General features: G+C 48.9%; 9 protein-coding genes. 6 read left to right on the plus strand and 3 right to left on the minus strand.

Going from position 1 to position 15,746, the window contains the following annotated elements; all coding sequences use genetic code 11:
* Positions 1-29 precede the first annotated feature (29 nt).
* From BMW71_RS09645 to BMW71_RS09655, 3 genes are all read left to right on the plus strand, one after another.
* Positions 30-3,086: a SusC/RagA family TonB-linked outer membrane protein gene (locus tag BMW71_RS09645; protein WP_092172923.1), complete on the plus strand. Its 3,057-nt coding sequence runs from the start codon at positions 30-32 to the stop codon at positions 3,084-3,086.
* A gap of 19 nt (positions 3,087-3,105) precedes the next feature.
* Positions 3,106-4,734: a SusD/RagB family nutrient-binding outer membrane lipoprotein gene (locus BMW71_RS09650; protein ID WP_092172926.1), complete on the plus strand. Its 1,629-nt coding sequence runs from the start codon at positions 3,106-3,108 to the stop codon at positions 4,732-4,734.
* A gap of 84 nt (positions 4,735-4,818) precedes the next feature.
* Positions 4,819-8,118, plus strand: a complete 3,300-nt coding sequence (locus BMW71_RS09655; RefSeq protein WP_092172929.1) for a VCBS repeat-containing protein — start codon at positions 4,819-4,821, stop codon at positions 8,116-8,118.
* Here the strand turns inward: BMW71_RS09655 and BMW71_RS09660 are convergent.
* From BMW71_RS09660 to BMW71_RS09670, 3 genes are all read right to left on the minus strand, one after another.
* Entirely contained in the window at positions 8,084-9,139 is a 1,056-nt protein-coding gene (locus BMW71_RS09660) for a bile acid:sodium symporter family protein (protein WP_092172932.1), read from the minus strand. The genes BMW71_RS09655 and BMW71_RS09660 overlap by 35 nt on opposite strands.
* A gap of 75 nt (positions 9,140-9,214) precedes the next feature.
* A complete protein-coding gene (locus BMW71_RS09665) occupies positions 9,215-10,309 on the minus strand; it encodes a bile acid:sodium symporter family protein (RefSeq protein ID WP_092172935.1) in 1,095 nt (364 codons plus the stop codon).
* Positions 10,310-10,352: 43 nt separating this feature from the next.
* Positions 10,353-10,814, minus strand: a complete 462-nt coding sequence (locus BMW71_RS09670; RefSeq protein ID WP_092172938.1) for a RidA family protein — start codon at positions 10,812-10,814, stop codon at positions 10,353-10,355.
* Positions 10,815-11,107: 293 nt separating this feature from the next.
* Here BMW71_RS09670 and BMW71_RS09675 point away from each other — a divergent pair, with 293 nt between their 5' ends.
* The 3 genes from BMW71_RS09675 to BMW71_RS09685 all read left to right on the plus strand — a co-directional run bounded on the left by BMW71_RS09675 (position 11,108) and on the right by BMW71_RS09685 (position 15,591).
* A complete protein-coding gene (locus BMW71_RS09675) occupies positions 11,108-12,046 on the plus strand; it encodes an SMP-30/gluconolactonase/LRE family protein (protein WP_092174763.1) in 939 nt (312 codons plus the stop codon).
* A 36-nt stretch (positions 12,047-12,082) separates the two neighbouring features.
* The gene (locus tag BMW71_RS09680; RefSeq protein ID WP_092172941.1) at positions 12,083-14,344 is read left to right on the plus strand and encodes a PAS domain S-box protein; all 2,262 of its coding nucleotides are present in this window, start codon (positions 12,083-12,085) and stop codon (positions 14,342-14,344) included.
* Between the two features lie 221 nt (positions 14,345-14,565).
* Entirely contained in the window at positions 14,566-15,591 is a 1,026-nt protein-coding gene (locus BMW71_RS09685) for a PAS domain-containing response regulator (RefSeq protein ID WP_092172944.1), read from the plus strand.
* Positions 15,592-15,746: the final 155 nt, after the last annotated feature.

Consider the following 15,746-nt stretch of genomic DNA (forward strand, 5'->3'; position numbering starts at 1 on the left):
ATCCAATTCAATCAATTGTTTATTTACTTATGAAAAAAAGTTTACTAGTTTTATTCCTGGCCTTATTTGCCATTCAAGGCATGGCCCAGGAACGTACGGTCACGGGAACCGTGATCGATGCGGATGCAGATGCCCCGTTACCGGGAGTCAGCATATTGGTCAAAGGGACCAATACAGGAACCATCACGGATATTGATGGGCAATACAGCATCAGTGTACCTGGTTCATCGGCCACGCTGGTCTTTTCTTATTTGGGATACGGGCAACAGGAACGAGCGGTTGGAAACAACAGCGAGATCAATGTTTCCCTGGCAGCAGAAGAGTCAGCGCTATCCGAGGTGGTAGTGACGGCGTTTGGTTTGGAACGAGAAAAGAAAGCGCTAACCTATACCGTGCAGGACGTTAAAACAGAGGAGCTGTCTCAAGCTCGGGAACTGAACGTGATGAACTCCCTTTCCGGGAAGGTAGCAGGTTTGTCCATCAACCGATCTGGTAGTGGTGTAGGTTCTCCTACGCGTGTTATCCTGAGAGGAAACCGGTCGATAACCGGTAACAGCCAGCCGCTCTACATCGTGGACGGTGTGCCCGCCGCCGGGATCGAAAACCTTAACCCGGACGATATTGAGAGCATCAACGTACTGAAAGGCCCAAACGCCGCGGCGCTGTACGGTAGCCGTGCCAACAACGGTGCGATTGTGGTGAACACCAAAAGAGGTCGTGAAGGAGGATTTCAGGTCAACATAAACACCTCCTACATGTTCGACACACCGATACTGCTTACAAATTTCCAAAACGTTTATGGACAGGGTAGTGGAGGCGTTTATTCGCGCGCGTCGGAGTTTTCCTGGGGGCCTAGAATGGATGGCTCTTCCGTCCCTTTCTGGTCGCCGGATCCCAACAGTGGAATCGAAAATTATCCATTTTCTCCCCAGCCCAATAACGTGAGTGATTTCTACCAGACCGGTCACAACTTTGCTACTACGTTAACTGTCAGTGGAGGAAATGAAAAGAATCAAACGTATTTTTCCTACACTTTTAATGACGCTGCTGGAGTTGTACCAGGCAATGCGCTTGGAAGGCATAGTGTAAATCTACGACTTACAAACAAGTTGACCGATAGGTTGACCTTGGATTCTAAGATAAACTACATCAAACAGGACATTGATAATCAGTTAACGCAGGGTGAGAACTATTCCAACCCTACCCGGCATATTCTACGACTCCCTCGAAATATTCGGACGGAAGATATTTCCAACTTCGAATTTGTAAACGAGGCGGGACTACTGCGACAAAACTATTTCAATCCAGGTTCCAACGGTGGTGCCAACCCCTACTGGGCAGCGAATCGTAACTTGCGAACAAATACGCTGGATCGAATCATTGCATTTACTTCGTTGAACTACGAATTGGCGGAGGGGCTAAATGTATTGGCACGTGCAGCATTAGACCGATCGACTGGGGATAGTGAGGAAAAGTTATGGGCAGATTCGTACATCATTGCTCAGGGTGGTAGGTACTCCGTAGGTTTTTCCGAAAGCATGGAGATCAATACAGACTTTTTGATTACTTATGAAAAGTCACTCAGTGACGATTGGTATTTCAACGTCAACGCGGGAGGAAACGCACGAATCAACCGAAATTCAGGACTGAACTCCAATACAGGTCCTCAGTTGACCATTCCCAACTTTTTTGCATTAAGCAATACCCAACAAGTGCTTTCTACGCACAATGTGGGGGCTCCTAGAAATGTAAATTCCTTGTATGGTTTTGGACAGCTGGCGTGGAAAAACTCCATCTTTCTGGATATAACTGCCAGGAATGACTGGTCTTCCACCCTGCCTCGTGCCAACTGGTCCTTCTTCTATCCGTCCGTGGGCTTGAATGCGGTCCTTTCGGATCTGGTAGCATTCCCAGAATGGTTTACCTTTGCGAAAGTAAGGGGCTCGTTTGCCGAAGTGGGTAACGATACCAACCCTTATCAATTGCAGCGTACAGCTTCCCTGGCTGCGGGTGGATTGGGCGGATATTTGTCCTTGAGCACGACGCTTCCCAACGAAAACCTACTGCCAGAGACCACGCAATCCATAGAGATTGGCGCTGATATGCGTTTTCTCGACAACCGAGTCGGCCTGGACTTTACTTACTATAGGACGAATTCCTTCAACCAGCTGTTTACGGTTGCATTACCCGTAGGTTCCGGCGCTTCCCAGTTTTTCACCAACGGAGGTAACGTACAGAATACCGGTGTAGAGACTGTTCTGACACTGACTCCGGTTCGAAAATCGGATTTTAACTGGGATATCTCTATGAATTTTGCCAGAAACATTCCGTTGGTGGTAGAGATCAATGATGACCGTCCAAGCGTTGAAATCGGAGGTGATTTCCTTCGTCGGTATCGTGTAGAAGAAGGGCGACCTTTTGGTGAAGTGTATTCCAGAGGGTACCTCAGGGATGACCAGGGTAGGGTTATTGTTGGTGCGAATGGCGTTCCAAGAACGACCCCAGGATTTACGGTTAATGTAGCCAACTACAATCCAAGATGGTTGGGAGGAATTCAAAATTCATTCACCTACAAAAACTTCCGGGCTAACTTTACCATAGACTTCCGGGAAGGTGGAAGCATCGCCTCTCTTACCAATGCGATCATCTATGCAGATGGTGTAACCGAGGAGACGCTTGAAGGAAGAGAAGGAGGTTTGATATTTGGCGAGAATTTCATGGCTCACGAGACTGCAGTGCTTGAATCGGGAGAACCCAACAATATTCCTATCACTGCAGAGCAGTTCTGGGTAAACATGGGCGGTAGAAATGCCCCTATCGGCGAGGTTTTCTCTTATTCTGCGACCAACATACGGATGAGAGAGGCCGTAATCGGTTATACCATTCCTTCGAGCAAACTGGGTAATCTGCCCATTCGTTCGCTGGGTATTAACTTTGTTGCCCGAAACTTGTTTTTCTTCTTGAACGAGGCTGGGAACATTGATCCCGATGTGACCGTTGGAACCGGAGCTGCCGCGGAAGGATTTGATTCCTTTGGTCCGCCCACTGCAAGGTCGTATGGCTTCAACCTGAATATTGGACTCTAAAAACATTAATTTCAAGACTATGAAAATATTTAAAATATCTTTAGGGATTGTTTTCTCTATAGCGGTCTTTGTGTCCTGTACCGAAGATTTTGAGGAAATCAATACGCCCCCTAATGCGATTATCGCGTCGAATGTAGACGCAGGACTGTTGGGGCAAGCGTTTGCCAACGCCCAAATGAGGTCCATGAGAGGTGCGCCGGGTGGAGGAGCAGGTGGTTTTCAGCTTGCACAAAGCTTATTTGCAGACATCTATTCCCAGTATTTTGCCAACACGGCGACAAACTTTGACTCCGATCGACACATTCAAGTAGGTGGATGGTCAAATGGTGTGTGGAATTACTTCTACCAGCAGGCAGCTCCTTTGCTGCAGTTTGTGGTCGACTTCACCGAAGAGAACGGTATGGAGGTTGAGAATGCCATTGGACGCGTTTTGAAGGTGCATGCGTACCAACGTCACACCGACTATTGGGGACCGATCATCTACTCCGAATTTGGTAATGGAGAAACCAGCGTGAATTACGATACGCAGGAATCCGTGTACCGCGACTTTTTCAACCAGTTGGATATCGCAGTAAATGCACTGAAGGCAAATCCGGGAGCAAGGGCTTTTGTAGGCCACGATCAGGTCTACGCAGGCAATGCAGACCAATGGCTAACGTTTGCGAACTCCCTTCGCCTGCGCGTGGCCATGCGGGTGAAATACGTGGATCCTGCCCTGGCAAAAGCTGAGGCTGAAAAAGCCGTAGCCGATGGGGTGATGATGAGCAATGCTGACAATGCCGCTGTGTTGACCACACCGTTTTCCCGACACCCCTACTGGACAATTACCAACTGGGGTGAGTTTCGAATGAGCGCCTTGATGGAGAGTATCCTTTCCGGGTACGAAGACCCCCGCCTGCAAATTTATTTCAGTCAAACGGACGACTTTACTACCTCTGGAGAAGGGAAGCCCTACCGCGGGCTTAGAAATGGGCTACCGCGTGCAGACCTGGACCAGGGAGCACTTAACCGAGCCTTCTCCGATATGGGCGTTCGCTGGCTAAATGAAGTAAGAGGTGGAAGCGCCGCCGGTCCTGAATTCCGCATGATGTGCGCGGCCGAAGTGTACTTCCTACGTGCCGAAGGTGCGCTGGAAGGTTGGGCAATGGGCGGTACCGCAAAAGAACTCTACGAGAAAGGAATCGAAATGTCCATGACCGAAGAGCGCATTGCGGCTACGCCGGAACAAGTCGCAGCCTATACGGCGAGCATGAGCATGCCAGCTCCGGTTGTGTATCCGGAAAACTCTGCCTGGAACCTGCCCGGATCTTCAGACATTCCGGTTGCTTTTCTTGAGAATGGCGACATGGAAAGCCAGCTTGAGCAAATCATCACCCAGAAATGGATAGCCATTTATCCGGATGGCTGGGAGGCTTGGACCGAACTTAGAAGAACCGGTTACCCCGATCCCTATCCACGTGTCGCCTCGGATAACGTAGACGTGCCTCGAGACGAGGTGATGGCGCGATTGATTTTCGTAGAGGGCGAGTACAACTCCAATCGCGAGGCAGTTGAAGCAGCTACGCAGATTCCTGAGTTGACTTCCAGAGGAGGCGATACCAATGCCACCCGACTGTGGTGGGATGCGAAGCAGAACAAGCCTTGGTAATCGAGCGAATAAAAGACGTATACTAGTTAAAAAAAGTGCCGCAACTCGCGGCACTTTTTTACTTTCCATTCGACGAGACAGATTATGACGAAGCGATTTCGGTTTTTATATGGGGGACTACTAATACTTGCAAGTGTTTCTTGTACCAACGAGGATCCCAATGCCGTTTTTACGGAGCTGCCATCCAGCAAAACTGGCATCACTTTCAAAAACCTGGTACGCGAGTCGGATGCATTTAACGTGTTGACTTACGGTTATTTTTACCAGGGAGGAGGAGTAGCCGTTGGGGATATCAACGGGGATAGCTTGCCCGATATCTATTTTACGGGCAACATGATGGCCAGTAAACTGTACCTGAACAAAGGGGATTTTTCTTTTGAGGACATCACCGAGTCGGCAGGGGTAGCTGCGGCAGGTCTTTGGAATACCGGAACCACGATGGCGGATGTGAACGGAGACGGTTTGCTGGATATTTATATTTGCCGGTCGGCGGCAAATGATCCCAATAACCGGAGAAATTTGCTTTTTATCAATCAAGGCGACCTGACTTTCCTGGAGCAAGGCGCTGCCTACGGGTTGGATGATCCCGGATATGCCACCCAGGCCTCATTTTTTGACTACGATAATGACGGCGATCTGGATTTGTTCCTGCTGAATCATTCCACGCAGGAATATGCTGGATTCAGCAGGATAGATGGTTCTTTTAAACGAAAAACCGGTAATTTTTTAGGTGACAAATTGTATCGCAACGATTCAGGAATATTTGTCGATGTAAGCCGGGAAAGTGGCATCATTGGTAACGTGTTGGGATTCGGATTGGCGGTAACGGTAACTGATTTCAACGATGACGGCTGGCTGGATATCTACGTCAGTAACGATTACAACGAAGAAGACTACCTGTATGTGAATCAACAGGACGGCACGTTTAAGGAAAGTGTGCGGGAGTACATGGGGCATGTGTCGCTTTTTTCCATGGGAGCAGATGCCGCCGATATGAACAATGACCTGCTTCCGGATTTCCTGACCATGGACATGATGCCGGAATTTAATTTTACCCAGAAATCCATACTGGGTCCGGAAAATTACGACAAATACCGGGAGCTACTAGCCAAGGGCTTTCACGCCCAAACCATGCGCAACATGTTTCATCTCAATCATGGTGCCGGCAAGTTCGTGGAAATCGGGCAGTACGCCGGCATCGCTCATACCGACTGGAGTTGGGCGGTTTTGGCTGCAGACTTCGATAACGACGGCTGGAAGGATATTTTTGTTAGCAATGGGTACGCCAGAAATTACCTGGACATGGACTTTTTGAACTACATGGTAAGCGAACGGATGAAGTCCAATCAAAGCGAAAAGGAGGAAGCCTTGATTGATCTGATCGATAAGATGCCGCCCATATATGTACAGAATTACCTGTACCACAATCAGGGTGACCTGAGCTTTGTCAACAAAGCATCGGAGTGGGGCCTGCAACGTGAGACTGTGTCCAATGCAGCGGCGTATGCCGACCTGGATGGAGACGGGGACCTGGATCTCATTGTCTGCCATACGAATGAGCCCGTGAGCATTTACCGGAACAACAGTGAGCGGCTTTTTGACCGGGCCTTTTTAAAAGTAAGGTTGCAAGGCAGCGGGCAAAATACCAGTGGAATCGGAGCCAAGGTACGGGTCTATGGAGAAGCAAAGCATTGGCAACAGGAATTGATACCTACCCGGGGCTATCAGTCCTCGGTGGACCACGAGTTGGTTTTTGGTCTGGGTAGCATCGAACGAATCGACAGTCTGGAAGTGTTTTGGCCCGGTGGAGACTACCAGGTCTTGCAGGACCTTTCCATAAACCAAACCTTGTATTTGGATCAACGGAATGTAGGAGATCAACCGCCCGTGGGGTCGGAAACAAAGTCGTTGTTTGTACCCGTGGAAGATGCATTGGGTCTGGATTTTACCCATCGTGAAAGCCCCTTTCTCGATTTCATTCAAGATCGGCTAATGCCAAATACCATGTCCGCTCTCGGGCCTAAACTAACGGTTGGCGATGTTACGGGTGACGGTTTGGAGGACCTGTATGTGGGTGGAGGAACGGATCAGCCGGGGCAGCTTTATGTGCAGCTACCGAATGGATCCTTTCGGAACGTTCCTCAGCCTGCTTTTGAAGAGGATCGGGCTCCGGTGGATACCGATGCAGCCTTTATCGATGTCACCGGCAACGGTCACCTGGACCTGTACGTGGTGAGTGGAGGTAACGATTATCCGGCAGGAGACGAACGGTATCTGGATCGCCTTTACCTGAATGACGGCAAGGGTAATTTTGTACGTAGTACCGCTGCCCTTCCAGATATGCGGGTGAGTGGGAGTATCGTGCAGGTAGGCGACCTGGATAATGATGGGTTGGCAGATCTGTTTGTGGGGGGTCGCTACGTCCCGGGGAGTTTCCCGAGGGCTCCGAGGAGCTATGTACTCCGCAATGCGGCGGATGGAACCTTTGTTGATATGACCGAGCGTTTTTGCGCCGACCTGTTGCATCCGGGCCTGATATCCGATGCCCAATTATTGGACCTAAACGGGGACAACCTTCTTGACCTCGTGCTCGTTGGGGAGTGGATGTCTCCGCAGGTATACCTGAATCAGGGAGGCAGCTCGATGGAGCGCAAAGAGGACGCCATTCCCGAAGGCCTATCGGGCTGGTGGAAGCACCTTTCGGTGGCTGACCTGGATGCGGATGGGGACCTGGATCTGATCGTGGGAAACCAGGGTGAAAACAATCCCTTTGGTAGCAGCGAAGATCAGCCGATGCGGCTGGTTTTCAAAGATTTTGATGGAAACGGATCTGTAGATCCCCTCTTTACCTATTACATGGCAGACACCAACGCCTTTGCATTCAGCAGGGACGAATTCCTGGGGCAACTTCCCTCGTTTAAGGGGGTGTTTTCGGATTACCGAAGCTTCGCAAAAACACCAGTTGGCGAGTTTTTCACGAGTGAACAAATTCAGGGAGCGGATACCTTGCTCACGACTACATTGCAATCAGGGTATTTTGAAAATGATGGAAACGCCGCTTTTCGTTTTGTTCCTTTTCCACGTGAAGCGCAGTTTGCACCCATGTACGCCACGGAACTGATGGATATCAATGGGGATGGGTACCTTGACCTACTGACCGGAGGTAACCTGACAAAAACACGGGTGAGCTTTGGGCAACAGGACGCCAATAATGGGTATGTATTACTGGGAGATGGAATGGGTGGCTTCAAAACTGCTGATCCTGCGGTTACCGGTGTTTTTATTCGCGGGGATGTTCGCGACATACAGCTGCTGCGCATACAGGGTGATCCCTACGTAGTGTATTCGCTCAATAATGGAAACGTGCAGGTCTATTCCTTTTAGCTGGGGGCGGGTTTTTGTGCCAAAATGAAGCGAGGATGGACCCGGTAATATTTTGCAAGACGCTGAACACGGCTGGTGCCAGACCAAGGCTGGCCAATTTGCCCATTTCTTTGGCGAGTCCTCCGGCCATTCCTCCGTTCTGCAGGCCTACTTCCAGGGCAATGGTTCGGCTATCCCGCTCGTCCAGTCCAAATAATCGGGCCGCCCAAAAGCCTAAACTGTACCCCAGCAGGTTGTGGAAAAGCACGACGATCACCAACCATCCGCCGATATCCAACAAATTATCTCTTCCGGATGCGGTGATGAGGACTATTACAAGGGCAATGACGAGCATGGATGCGGTAGGCATAACGCGCTGAAGCCACTGGGCCCTGTCGTGCAATAGCTGGTTGAAGAGCAAGCCGCCAGCTATAGGGAATAGCACCAGTTTCAGGATGCTCCATACCATATCCCACACGTTGATTTCAATATAGGAGCCAGCCAGCCAACTCATCAGCAGCGGGGTGGTGAGTGGAGCCAATAGCGTGGATACCGCGGTAATGGTGATGGACAATGCCAAATTTGCCCGGGCCAAAAAGCTGATAACATTGGACGCTACCCCACTTGGAGAACAACCGACCAAAATTATTCCAGCGGCGATTTCTGTCGGTAAGCCGCTCCATTGGGCGATTAGTAGCCCTGACAGCGGCATGATGGTAAGCTGGCAGCCCAAGCCGATAAATACGCCTTTGGGCATCTTGATTACCCCGGCAAAATCCTTCACAGTCATCGAGCTGCCCATACCAAACATGATAAACTGAAGCAGTGGAATGATTAGCTGGCTAAGTGGGTAACCCCGATAGGATACAAAAGGCTGCGGGTAGAGTAGGGCGAGCCCGGCTGCCGTCAGGATCATCCATGTGTAGAGGTATCCTTTTAGCAAGGGGTGGAGGTAAAAACCCAGGCCGGTCAGTACCAGGGAGGACAAGAGCAATACCTGTGCAGCACCTGTGTTTTCGATAGAAAAAAGGTAAGCAGCCATTCCAAACCCGAAACTAGATAGCGCCAGTAGGATGTGAGCGACTTTTTTGGGGGGCAATGACGGAAGCTCCACGGATCAGCTCGGCGAATCTTCTTTGGGTGGTTTTCGATGCCAGTAGGAGGCGAGCACCGATCCGGTGATGTTCATCAACGGTCCAAAAACAGCCGGTGCCAACCCGATGGTCGCGATTTTACCCATTTCTTTCGCCAAGCCCGAGGCCAGTCCCCCGTTTTGCATCCCTACCTCGAGGGCAACTGTACGTGCATCCCTTTCGGAGAGACCAAGCCACTTGCTAAACCAGAAACCCAGGTTGTAACCCATGATGTTGTGGATAAATACCAGGACAATCAAAAGGCCGCCAATGTCGAGCAGGCTGTCTCTTCCGGCAGCAGTAATGATCACGATGATCACGCCGATGCCGATCATGGATACGAGGGGCATGGCATCGTCCAGCCATTTTGCTTTGCCGCTTAGGAAGCGATTGAATACAAGGCCAGCTCCTATGGGGATAATGACCATTTTGATGATGCTCCACATCATGTCAAGCACATCGATTTCAACGAATTCCCCGGCCAGCACCTTCATCAGCAAAGGCGTCATAAACGGTGCCAACAAGGTAGAAATCGCTGTAATGGTGATGGAAAGGGCAAGATTTGCTTTTGCCAGGTAACTCATGACGTTCGAGGCCAGTCCGCTTGGGGAGCAGCCAATGAGGATAAGGCCGGCAGCAATCTCTGGAGGGAAATTGCTGAGCGTCGCGAGGATGAAGCCCAATACGGGCATGATGGTAAATTGCGAAAGCAATCCCACAAATACACCCTTGGGCATTTTGACCACCCCGGCAAAATCCTTGACCGACATGGAGGTCCCCATACCAAACATGATAATCTGTATAAGAGGAGTGATCAGATTGCTGTAGGCATACCCGTTGTAGGACACGAAATAGTCCGGATAATACATAGCCGCCGTCACACCGGCAAAGATCATGGTGGTATAGGTGAACCCTTTAAGTTGTGAAAACCCACGAAACCCAATGCCTAGTAAGGCGAAGAATAGAATCAATACCGGTCCAGCGGTCGCTATTTTTCCTGACAAAAGAAGGATAAAAACCACGAGCAGGCAAAGTAATCCCGCTCCAATCAGGTAGGTAAAAATGCGTTCTTTTTTCAAGGGACTCTGGGTTTTTGGGTTGTTTCAGGAGAACGTTTTGGTATTAGATATAGGCAATGCAGTCCATTTCTACCAGGGAATCTCCAGGAACCCCTCCGTAGGTGGCAACGGTGGTTCGTACCGGTGGCTTGCTTCCAAACCTTCCTCGAAACACCTCGTTCATTCCCTTGTAGTCGGCCAGGTCGTGCAGGTAAACGTTCACTTTCAACACCTTTTCCATGGAACTTCCAGCCTTGACCAATTCCTTTTCTAATTCTTTGAGCACATGGTCGGTATGCGCTTTGATATCGCCTTCAAAGTGCGCGCCTTTTCCGGCGATATATACCGTATTGCCGAGTTTGGTTGCTCCTGAAAACAAGGGTACATCCTGCTCCTCTGTGATGCTAAACGCTTCCTTTTCCGGAGTGGCGTCTGACTTCGCGTGAGCTACGCTTCCGATGCCTGCAAGTCCGGCAAGCGAGGCAAATAATTTTTTCAGGGTAGTTCTTCGTTTCAGTTTTTCCATGATTGAATATGGGGATTGATTTTTGTGTACGCAATAAAACCTTGGAATATATACCAATTAATTTTTTTCTCCAAATGCTTCCCGGACAAGAATTCAAGCAGTCCTGTAAGCGGAAGCTATTTCGGCTGAAAAAATTGCAGATCCTTACAGGGTCCCCGTATTCACATGAAATTCTCGTGTTTCCTACCATTTTTCCTGAATTTTTGTGTACTTTCGTTTGGAACTCGTTGGCGCCAGGAGCTGGCCAGCCAGAATGTTCCCTGCAAACCAAATTGTTTGATTTATTTATGGTTATGTTCCGATCAGTTACGAATAGTGTCCGCTGGTACTCCCTTTTAATTTCGATAGCCGTAGTGGCCTGTAGTCCAAACAAAAACGTAGAAGAAACGACCGTCATGGAAGAAAAAGAAGTTGTCTACCAAAGCAAGCCTTTTACCACTGGAAATGAGTTCACTTCCGGTATTGAAGGGCCGGCAGTGGATAGGGAAGGAAACCTGTATGTGGTTAATTTTGAAAAGGGAGGTACCATAGGTAAGGTTACTCCGGAGGGCAAGGTTTCCTTATTTGTGACGCTTCCCGAGGGAAGCACCGGTAACGGTATCCGGTTTACCTCCAAAGGTGAGATGCTCATAGCAGATTACACGGGTCATAACGTGCTCCGGGTGGATATGGCTACGCAGGAGATATCCGTCTATGCACACCATGAAGGATTAAATCAGCCCAACGATCTGGCTATTATGGACAACGACATTGTATTCGCCAGTGATCCCAATTGGAAAGAGAGCACCGGTCAAATCTGGCGGGTAGGGCTGGATGGAAAATTTGTCTTGCTGGAATCCGGTATGGGGACTACCAATGGCATCGAGGTAAGCCCGGATAACCGTACCCTGTACGTCAATGAATCCGTTCAGCGTACGGTTTGGGCATACGATTTAAGCGAGGCGGGAGAGCTTTCAAACAAGCGGCTGATTCATCAGTTTGATGATTTTGGTATGGACGGCATGCGGGTAGATACCGACGGAAACCTGTACGTTACCCGACACGGGAAAGGAACGGTGGCTAAATTATCGCCCGACGGAGACTTCTTGGAGGAGATTACTGTTTCGGGTAAAAAGCCCTCCAATATCGCATTTGGTGGGCCCGATGGAAAGACAGCTTACGTGACCCTGCAAGACAATGGAAATATTGACTGGTTCAGGGTAGAAAAGCCCGGAAGGTCATTTGGTATGTAGCACGCTACCCGCATTTTTTCAATTAACCCGACACAAATGACTGCTCAAGCCGATGAAAACTACCGGTGGTCGAAGGTCCTAAACGATTGCCGAATTGGCGCGTGGGAAGTTGATCCAAGTCAGCAGTTGTTGCATATCAGCGCTATTTGTGCCGAAATACTTGAGATTTCCAGCGCTCGATCCGTGCCATTGCACGCGGCAAAAAAGTTGTTCGCTTCTCCATTCGACCGGATTTTTGCTAGAAATGTCGAATTGTTGGTGGAGAACAAGCAAGAATTTGAAGAAACGCTATCCTTACTTTCTGGCAATTGGGTGCAGATCAGGGGAAGGGCGGTATGCCAGCAAGGGCAGCAGGAATTGTATCGTTTTTGCGGAAGCCTGGAATTGGTAAGCCGTTTTGCACAAGAGTCTTGCATTCAGTTTTCACCGGATTCGGGGGATCTTTACCGGTATTTATTTCGGGATGCCCCCATGCCCATGTTTATTTGGGAAAATGAGACCCTAAACATGATCGACTGCAATCGGCAAGCCTTGCTAAAGTACGGTTATAGCCGTGAAGAGTTTTTGCAGCTGAACCTGCGGGATATCGGATATCCTGAGGATTTTTTAGCACTAAAAGTGGATGCAGGGAGTGTTGATACACTTGGCGATCAGGAACGAAAGGTCTGGAGGCATCGAAACAAAGCGGGCGATCACCTGTTGGTGAAAGTCACCGGTCACCGGGTAGACCTCGCGGGAAAAAAATGCTCGATGGTTTTGATTCAAGACATTACGGGACGCCTGGAGGCGGAGGAGCAACTGCTGGAGAGCCTGAAGGAGCTATCCGATTACCGATTTGCCCTGGATGCCGCTTGTCTGGTGATGATCCTGGATAAGGACAAGCAGGTGGTCTACCTCAACCAGAAATTTCAGAAGATTTCCGGCTTTGATAAGGAGAGCATCGAACAGGCTTCGCTCAAGATTTTGTATCAAGAAAGTGATCGGGAACTGATTGCCAGCTGCTGGGATACCGTGATGGCGGGAAACATTTGGAGAGGGGAACTTCGCGGGAGAAAGCGAAGGGGCGGTAGTTTTTGGGCGGATACCGTGGTGATTCCGTTTCGTGACAATCAAGCTCGGGTGTATCAATACATTTGGGTGGGCTACGACATCACCCAGAAAAAGCGTGGAGACGAGGCCCTGGCAAAAGAGCGGTCTTTGCTGCGGGCAATTATTGACAATTTGCCCATTCAGATATATGTAAAAGATACCGCCGGTAGGCACATCATAAACAACAGGTACCAGTACGAAGATCTCTTGGGTGCGAAATCCGAATGGGAGACGCTAGGCAAGACGGTTTTCGATTATTTTCCCGAGGAAATTGCTGCAGGCATGGATGCGTATGATCGAAAGATTGTTGAAGAGGGTGTGCCGGTAATGAACGTGGAAGAGTTTTATTACGACCGGGAGGGAAAACAGGTCTGGTTGCTTACCAACAAGGTTCCCTTAAAAGATGCAAAAGGAAAGGTGGTGGGTTTGGTTGGCATGTCCCGAGATGTAACCGACAGAAAAATCAGGGAAGAAAACCTCAATCGCTTAAACGGGGAATTGGAGAGCAAAGCGCGGGCGCTGGAACGCTCCAATCAGGAACTAGAGCAATTTGCTTACATCGCTTCGCACGATTTGCAGGAGCCCCTTCGAATGATTACTGGTTTTTTGGGCCTTTTGGAAAAACGCTACGAATCCGTTTTGGACAAAAAGGGGAAGGAATTTATTTTTTATGCCGTAGATGGGGCCAGCCGGATGAAAAACATCATCATGGACCTTTTGGCGTATTCCAGGGTAGGTCGTATCGAGGAAAAGGTGAAAGAGTTGGCGATAGCCGAAGTGATCACCAATATTTTGAGGCTTCACAAGGAACTTATTCAGCAGAAACGGGCAGAGGTGACGGTGGGTACATTTCCAGTGCTTCGCGTACCCGTTGCTCCCATTCAGCAAGTATTTCAGAACCTCATCAGCAATGCGCTCAAATACCAGGATTCGGGAAAAGTGCCTAAAATCCAGGTGGGAGCGGAAGAAAGGGAGAATTTTTGGGAGTTTTATGTTCGTGATAATGGAATTGGGATTCCGCGTGGAGTTCAGGATCGGGTTTTTCAATTATTCACCCGACTGCATGCGAAGGATCAATTTTCTGGTTCGGGGATTGGACTGGCTATGTGTAAAAAGATCATTGAAAATATTGGAGGAACGATCGGTTTTCACTCCGAGGTTGGAAAGGGAAGTACCTTTTATTTCACCGTTCCAAAAACCATTCAGTGAATGGATTTAAGCAAAAAGTTCCGACACCAGCTGATTATACCCCAGATAAATCTTAGAAAAATTATTAAATTATAGGATTTAGTTTTAATATTGAGTTAATTAAATCGTTTTTAACAAAGCCGTTCAACAAACGGACTACGTTACACATACAGCAATAAGTAAGGCAGGCAATTAGCGTGGAAATAGCCATCTCTCCTGCGTCGTTTTTTTTTCAGAATAGAATGGTAAAGGATCAGGAAGGATATCATATTTTATTGGTTGAAGATAACCTGGGAGACGTACTATTGATCGAGGAGTACCTTCACGAAAAAATACTCAACCTGGAATTAACGGTAGCCAATACGTTTGAAGAAGCTAAGACGAAATTGGAGGAGCCCGGCATTGCACTGGACGCGATCATTCTGGATCTTACGCTGCCTGATCTGCAAGGACAGGCGCTAATTCTAAAAATAAAGGAATTGGCAGGTGATGTAAGTCTCTTGGTGTTGACGGGGTATTCAAACATTGAATTCGGCATGAAATCCCTGGCTATCGGTGTCTCGGATTATTTACTTAAGGACGAGTTGTCGCCCGCTTCCCTCTACAAAAGCATCATCTACAGCATAGGACGGTATAAAATCTCCAGGCAGTTAAAGGATTCTGAGAGGCGTTATAAGGAGCTTTTTCACTTAAGCCCGCAACCGATGTATTTGTATAGTCTCGATACTCTGGAATTTTTGGACGTAAATAAGGCGGCAATTGATCATTATGGATATTCCAAGCAGGAGTTTTTGACCATGACGCTGCGGGATATTCGTCCAAAGGAGGAAGTCTCCCGATTGGAACGGGTTATAGCCGGCATCCGGGACGGCAAACCGGCCTTTCCCGGACCGAAGATTTTTAGGCACCGGAAGAAGAACGGAGAGATCATCACCGTAGAAATAAAGAGTAACGTAATCGATTACCAGGGTATCCGGGCAGAAGTGGTGCTTGCCAATGACATTACTGACCGGATGAAGTACATCCACGCAATAGAGGATCAGAACAAACGCCTGCAGGAAATAGCCTGGATGCAATCCCATGTGGTCAGGGCTCCCCTTGCCAGACTGATGAGTTTGGTGATGGCTATGGAAAGTTTGGAAAATGATTTTGGCAGGGATAATTTTCGTAAAATGATACTGGACTCGGCCGAAGAGTTGGATGAGATCATCCGTGATATCGTAAACAAGACCGATAAGGTAAGCCTCAAAGAAAAAAACGAAGGGTAAATTTTGCGGGAAGGGAGCGCGTTCTACGGCGGATTGTACGCAGCCGGAGTAGCATACATAATCGCAACGTCTGGCTTAGGCAATACCCCATGGTAGCCCCCGCTCGCAGACTTTTTCGTTACTTCGGCGTTGTAATCTGCCCACGCCAATCATTT

Source organism: Cyclobacterium xiamenense, from assembly GCF_900109255.1.
GTDB lineage: Bacteria > Bacteroidota > Bacteroidia > Cytophagales > Cyclobacteriaceae > Cyclobacterium > Cyclobacterium xiamenense.

What these genes read in the sequence shown, in the direction of transcription:
- BMW71_RS09675 (WP_092174763.1), top strand. Translation starts at nt 11,108, where the DNA reads ATGTTCCGATCAGTTACGAATAGTGTCCGCTGGTACTCCCTTTTAATT.
- BMW71_RS09645 (WP_092172923.1), top strand. Translation starts at nt 30, where the DNA reads ATGAAAAAAAGTTTACTAGTTTTATTCCTGGCCTTATTTGCCATTCAA.
- BMW71_RS09650 (WP_092172926.1), top strand. Translation starts at nt 3,106, where the DNA reads ATGAAAATATTTAAAATATCTTTAGGGATTGTTTTCTCTATAGCGGTC.
- BMW71_RS09680 (WP_092172941.1), top strand. Translation starts at nt 12,083, where the DNA reads ATGACTGCTCAAGCCGATGAAAACTACCGGTGGTCGAAGGTCCTAAAC.
- BMW71_RS09685 (WP_092172944.1), top strand. Translation starts at nt 14,566, where the DNA reads ATGGTAAAGGATCAGGAAGGATATCATATTTTATTGGTTGAAGATAAC.
- BMW71_RS09670 (WP_092172938.1), bottom strand. Translation starts at nt 10,814, where the DNA reads ATGGAAAAACTGAAACGAAGAACTACCCTGAAAAAATTATTTGCCTCG.
- BMW71_RS09660 (WP_092172932.1), bottom strand. Translation starts at nt 9,139, where the DNA reads ATGGCTGCTTACCTTTTTTCTATCGAAAACACAGGTGCTGCACAGGTA.
- BMW71_RS09655 (WP_092172929.1), top strand. Translation starts at nt 4,819, where the DNA reads ATGACGAAGCGATTTCGGTTTTTATATGGGGGACTACTAATACTTGCA.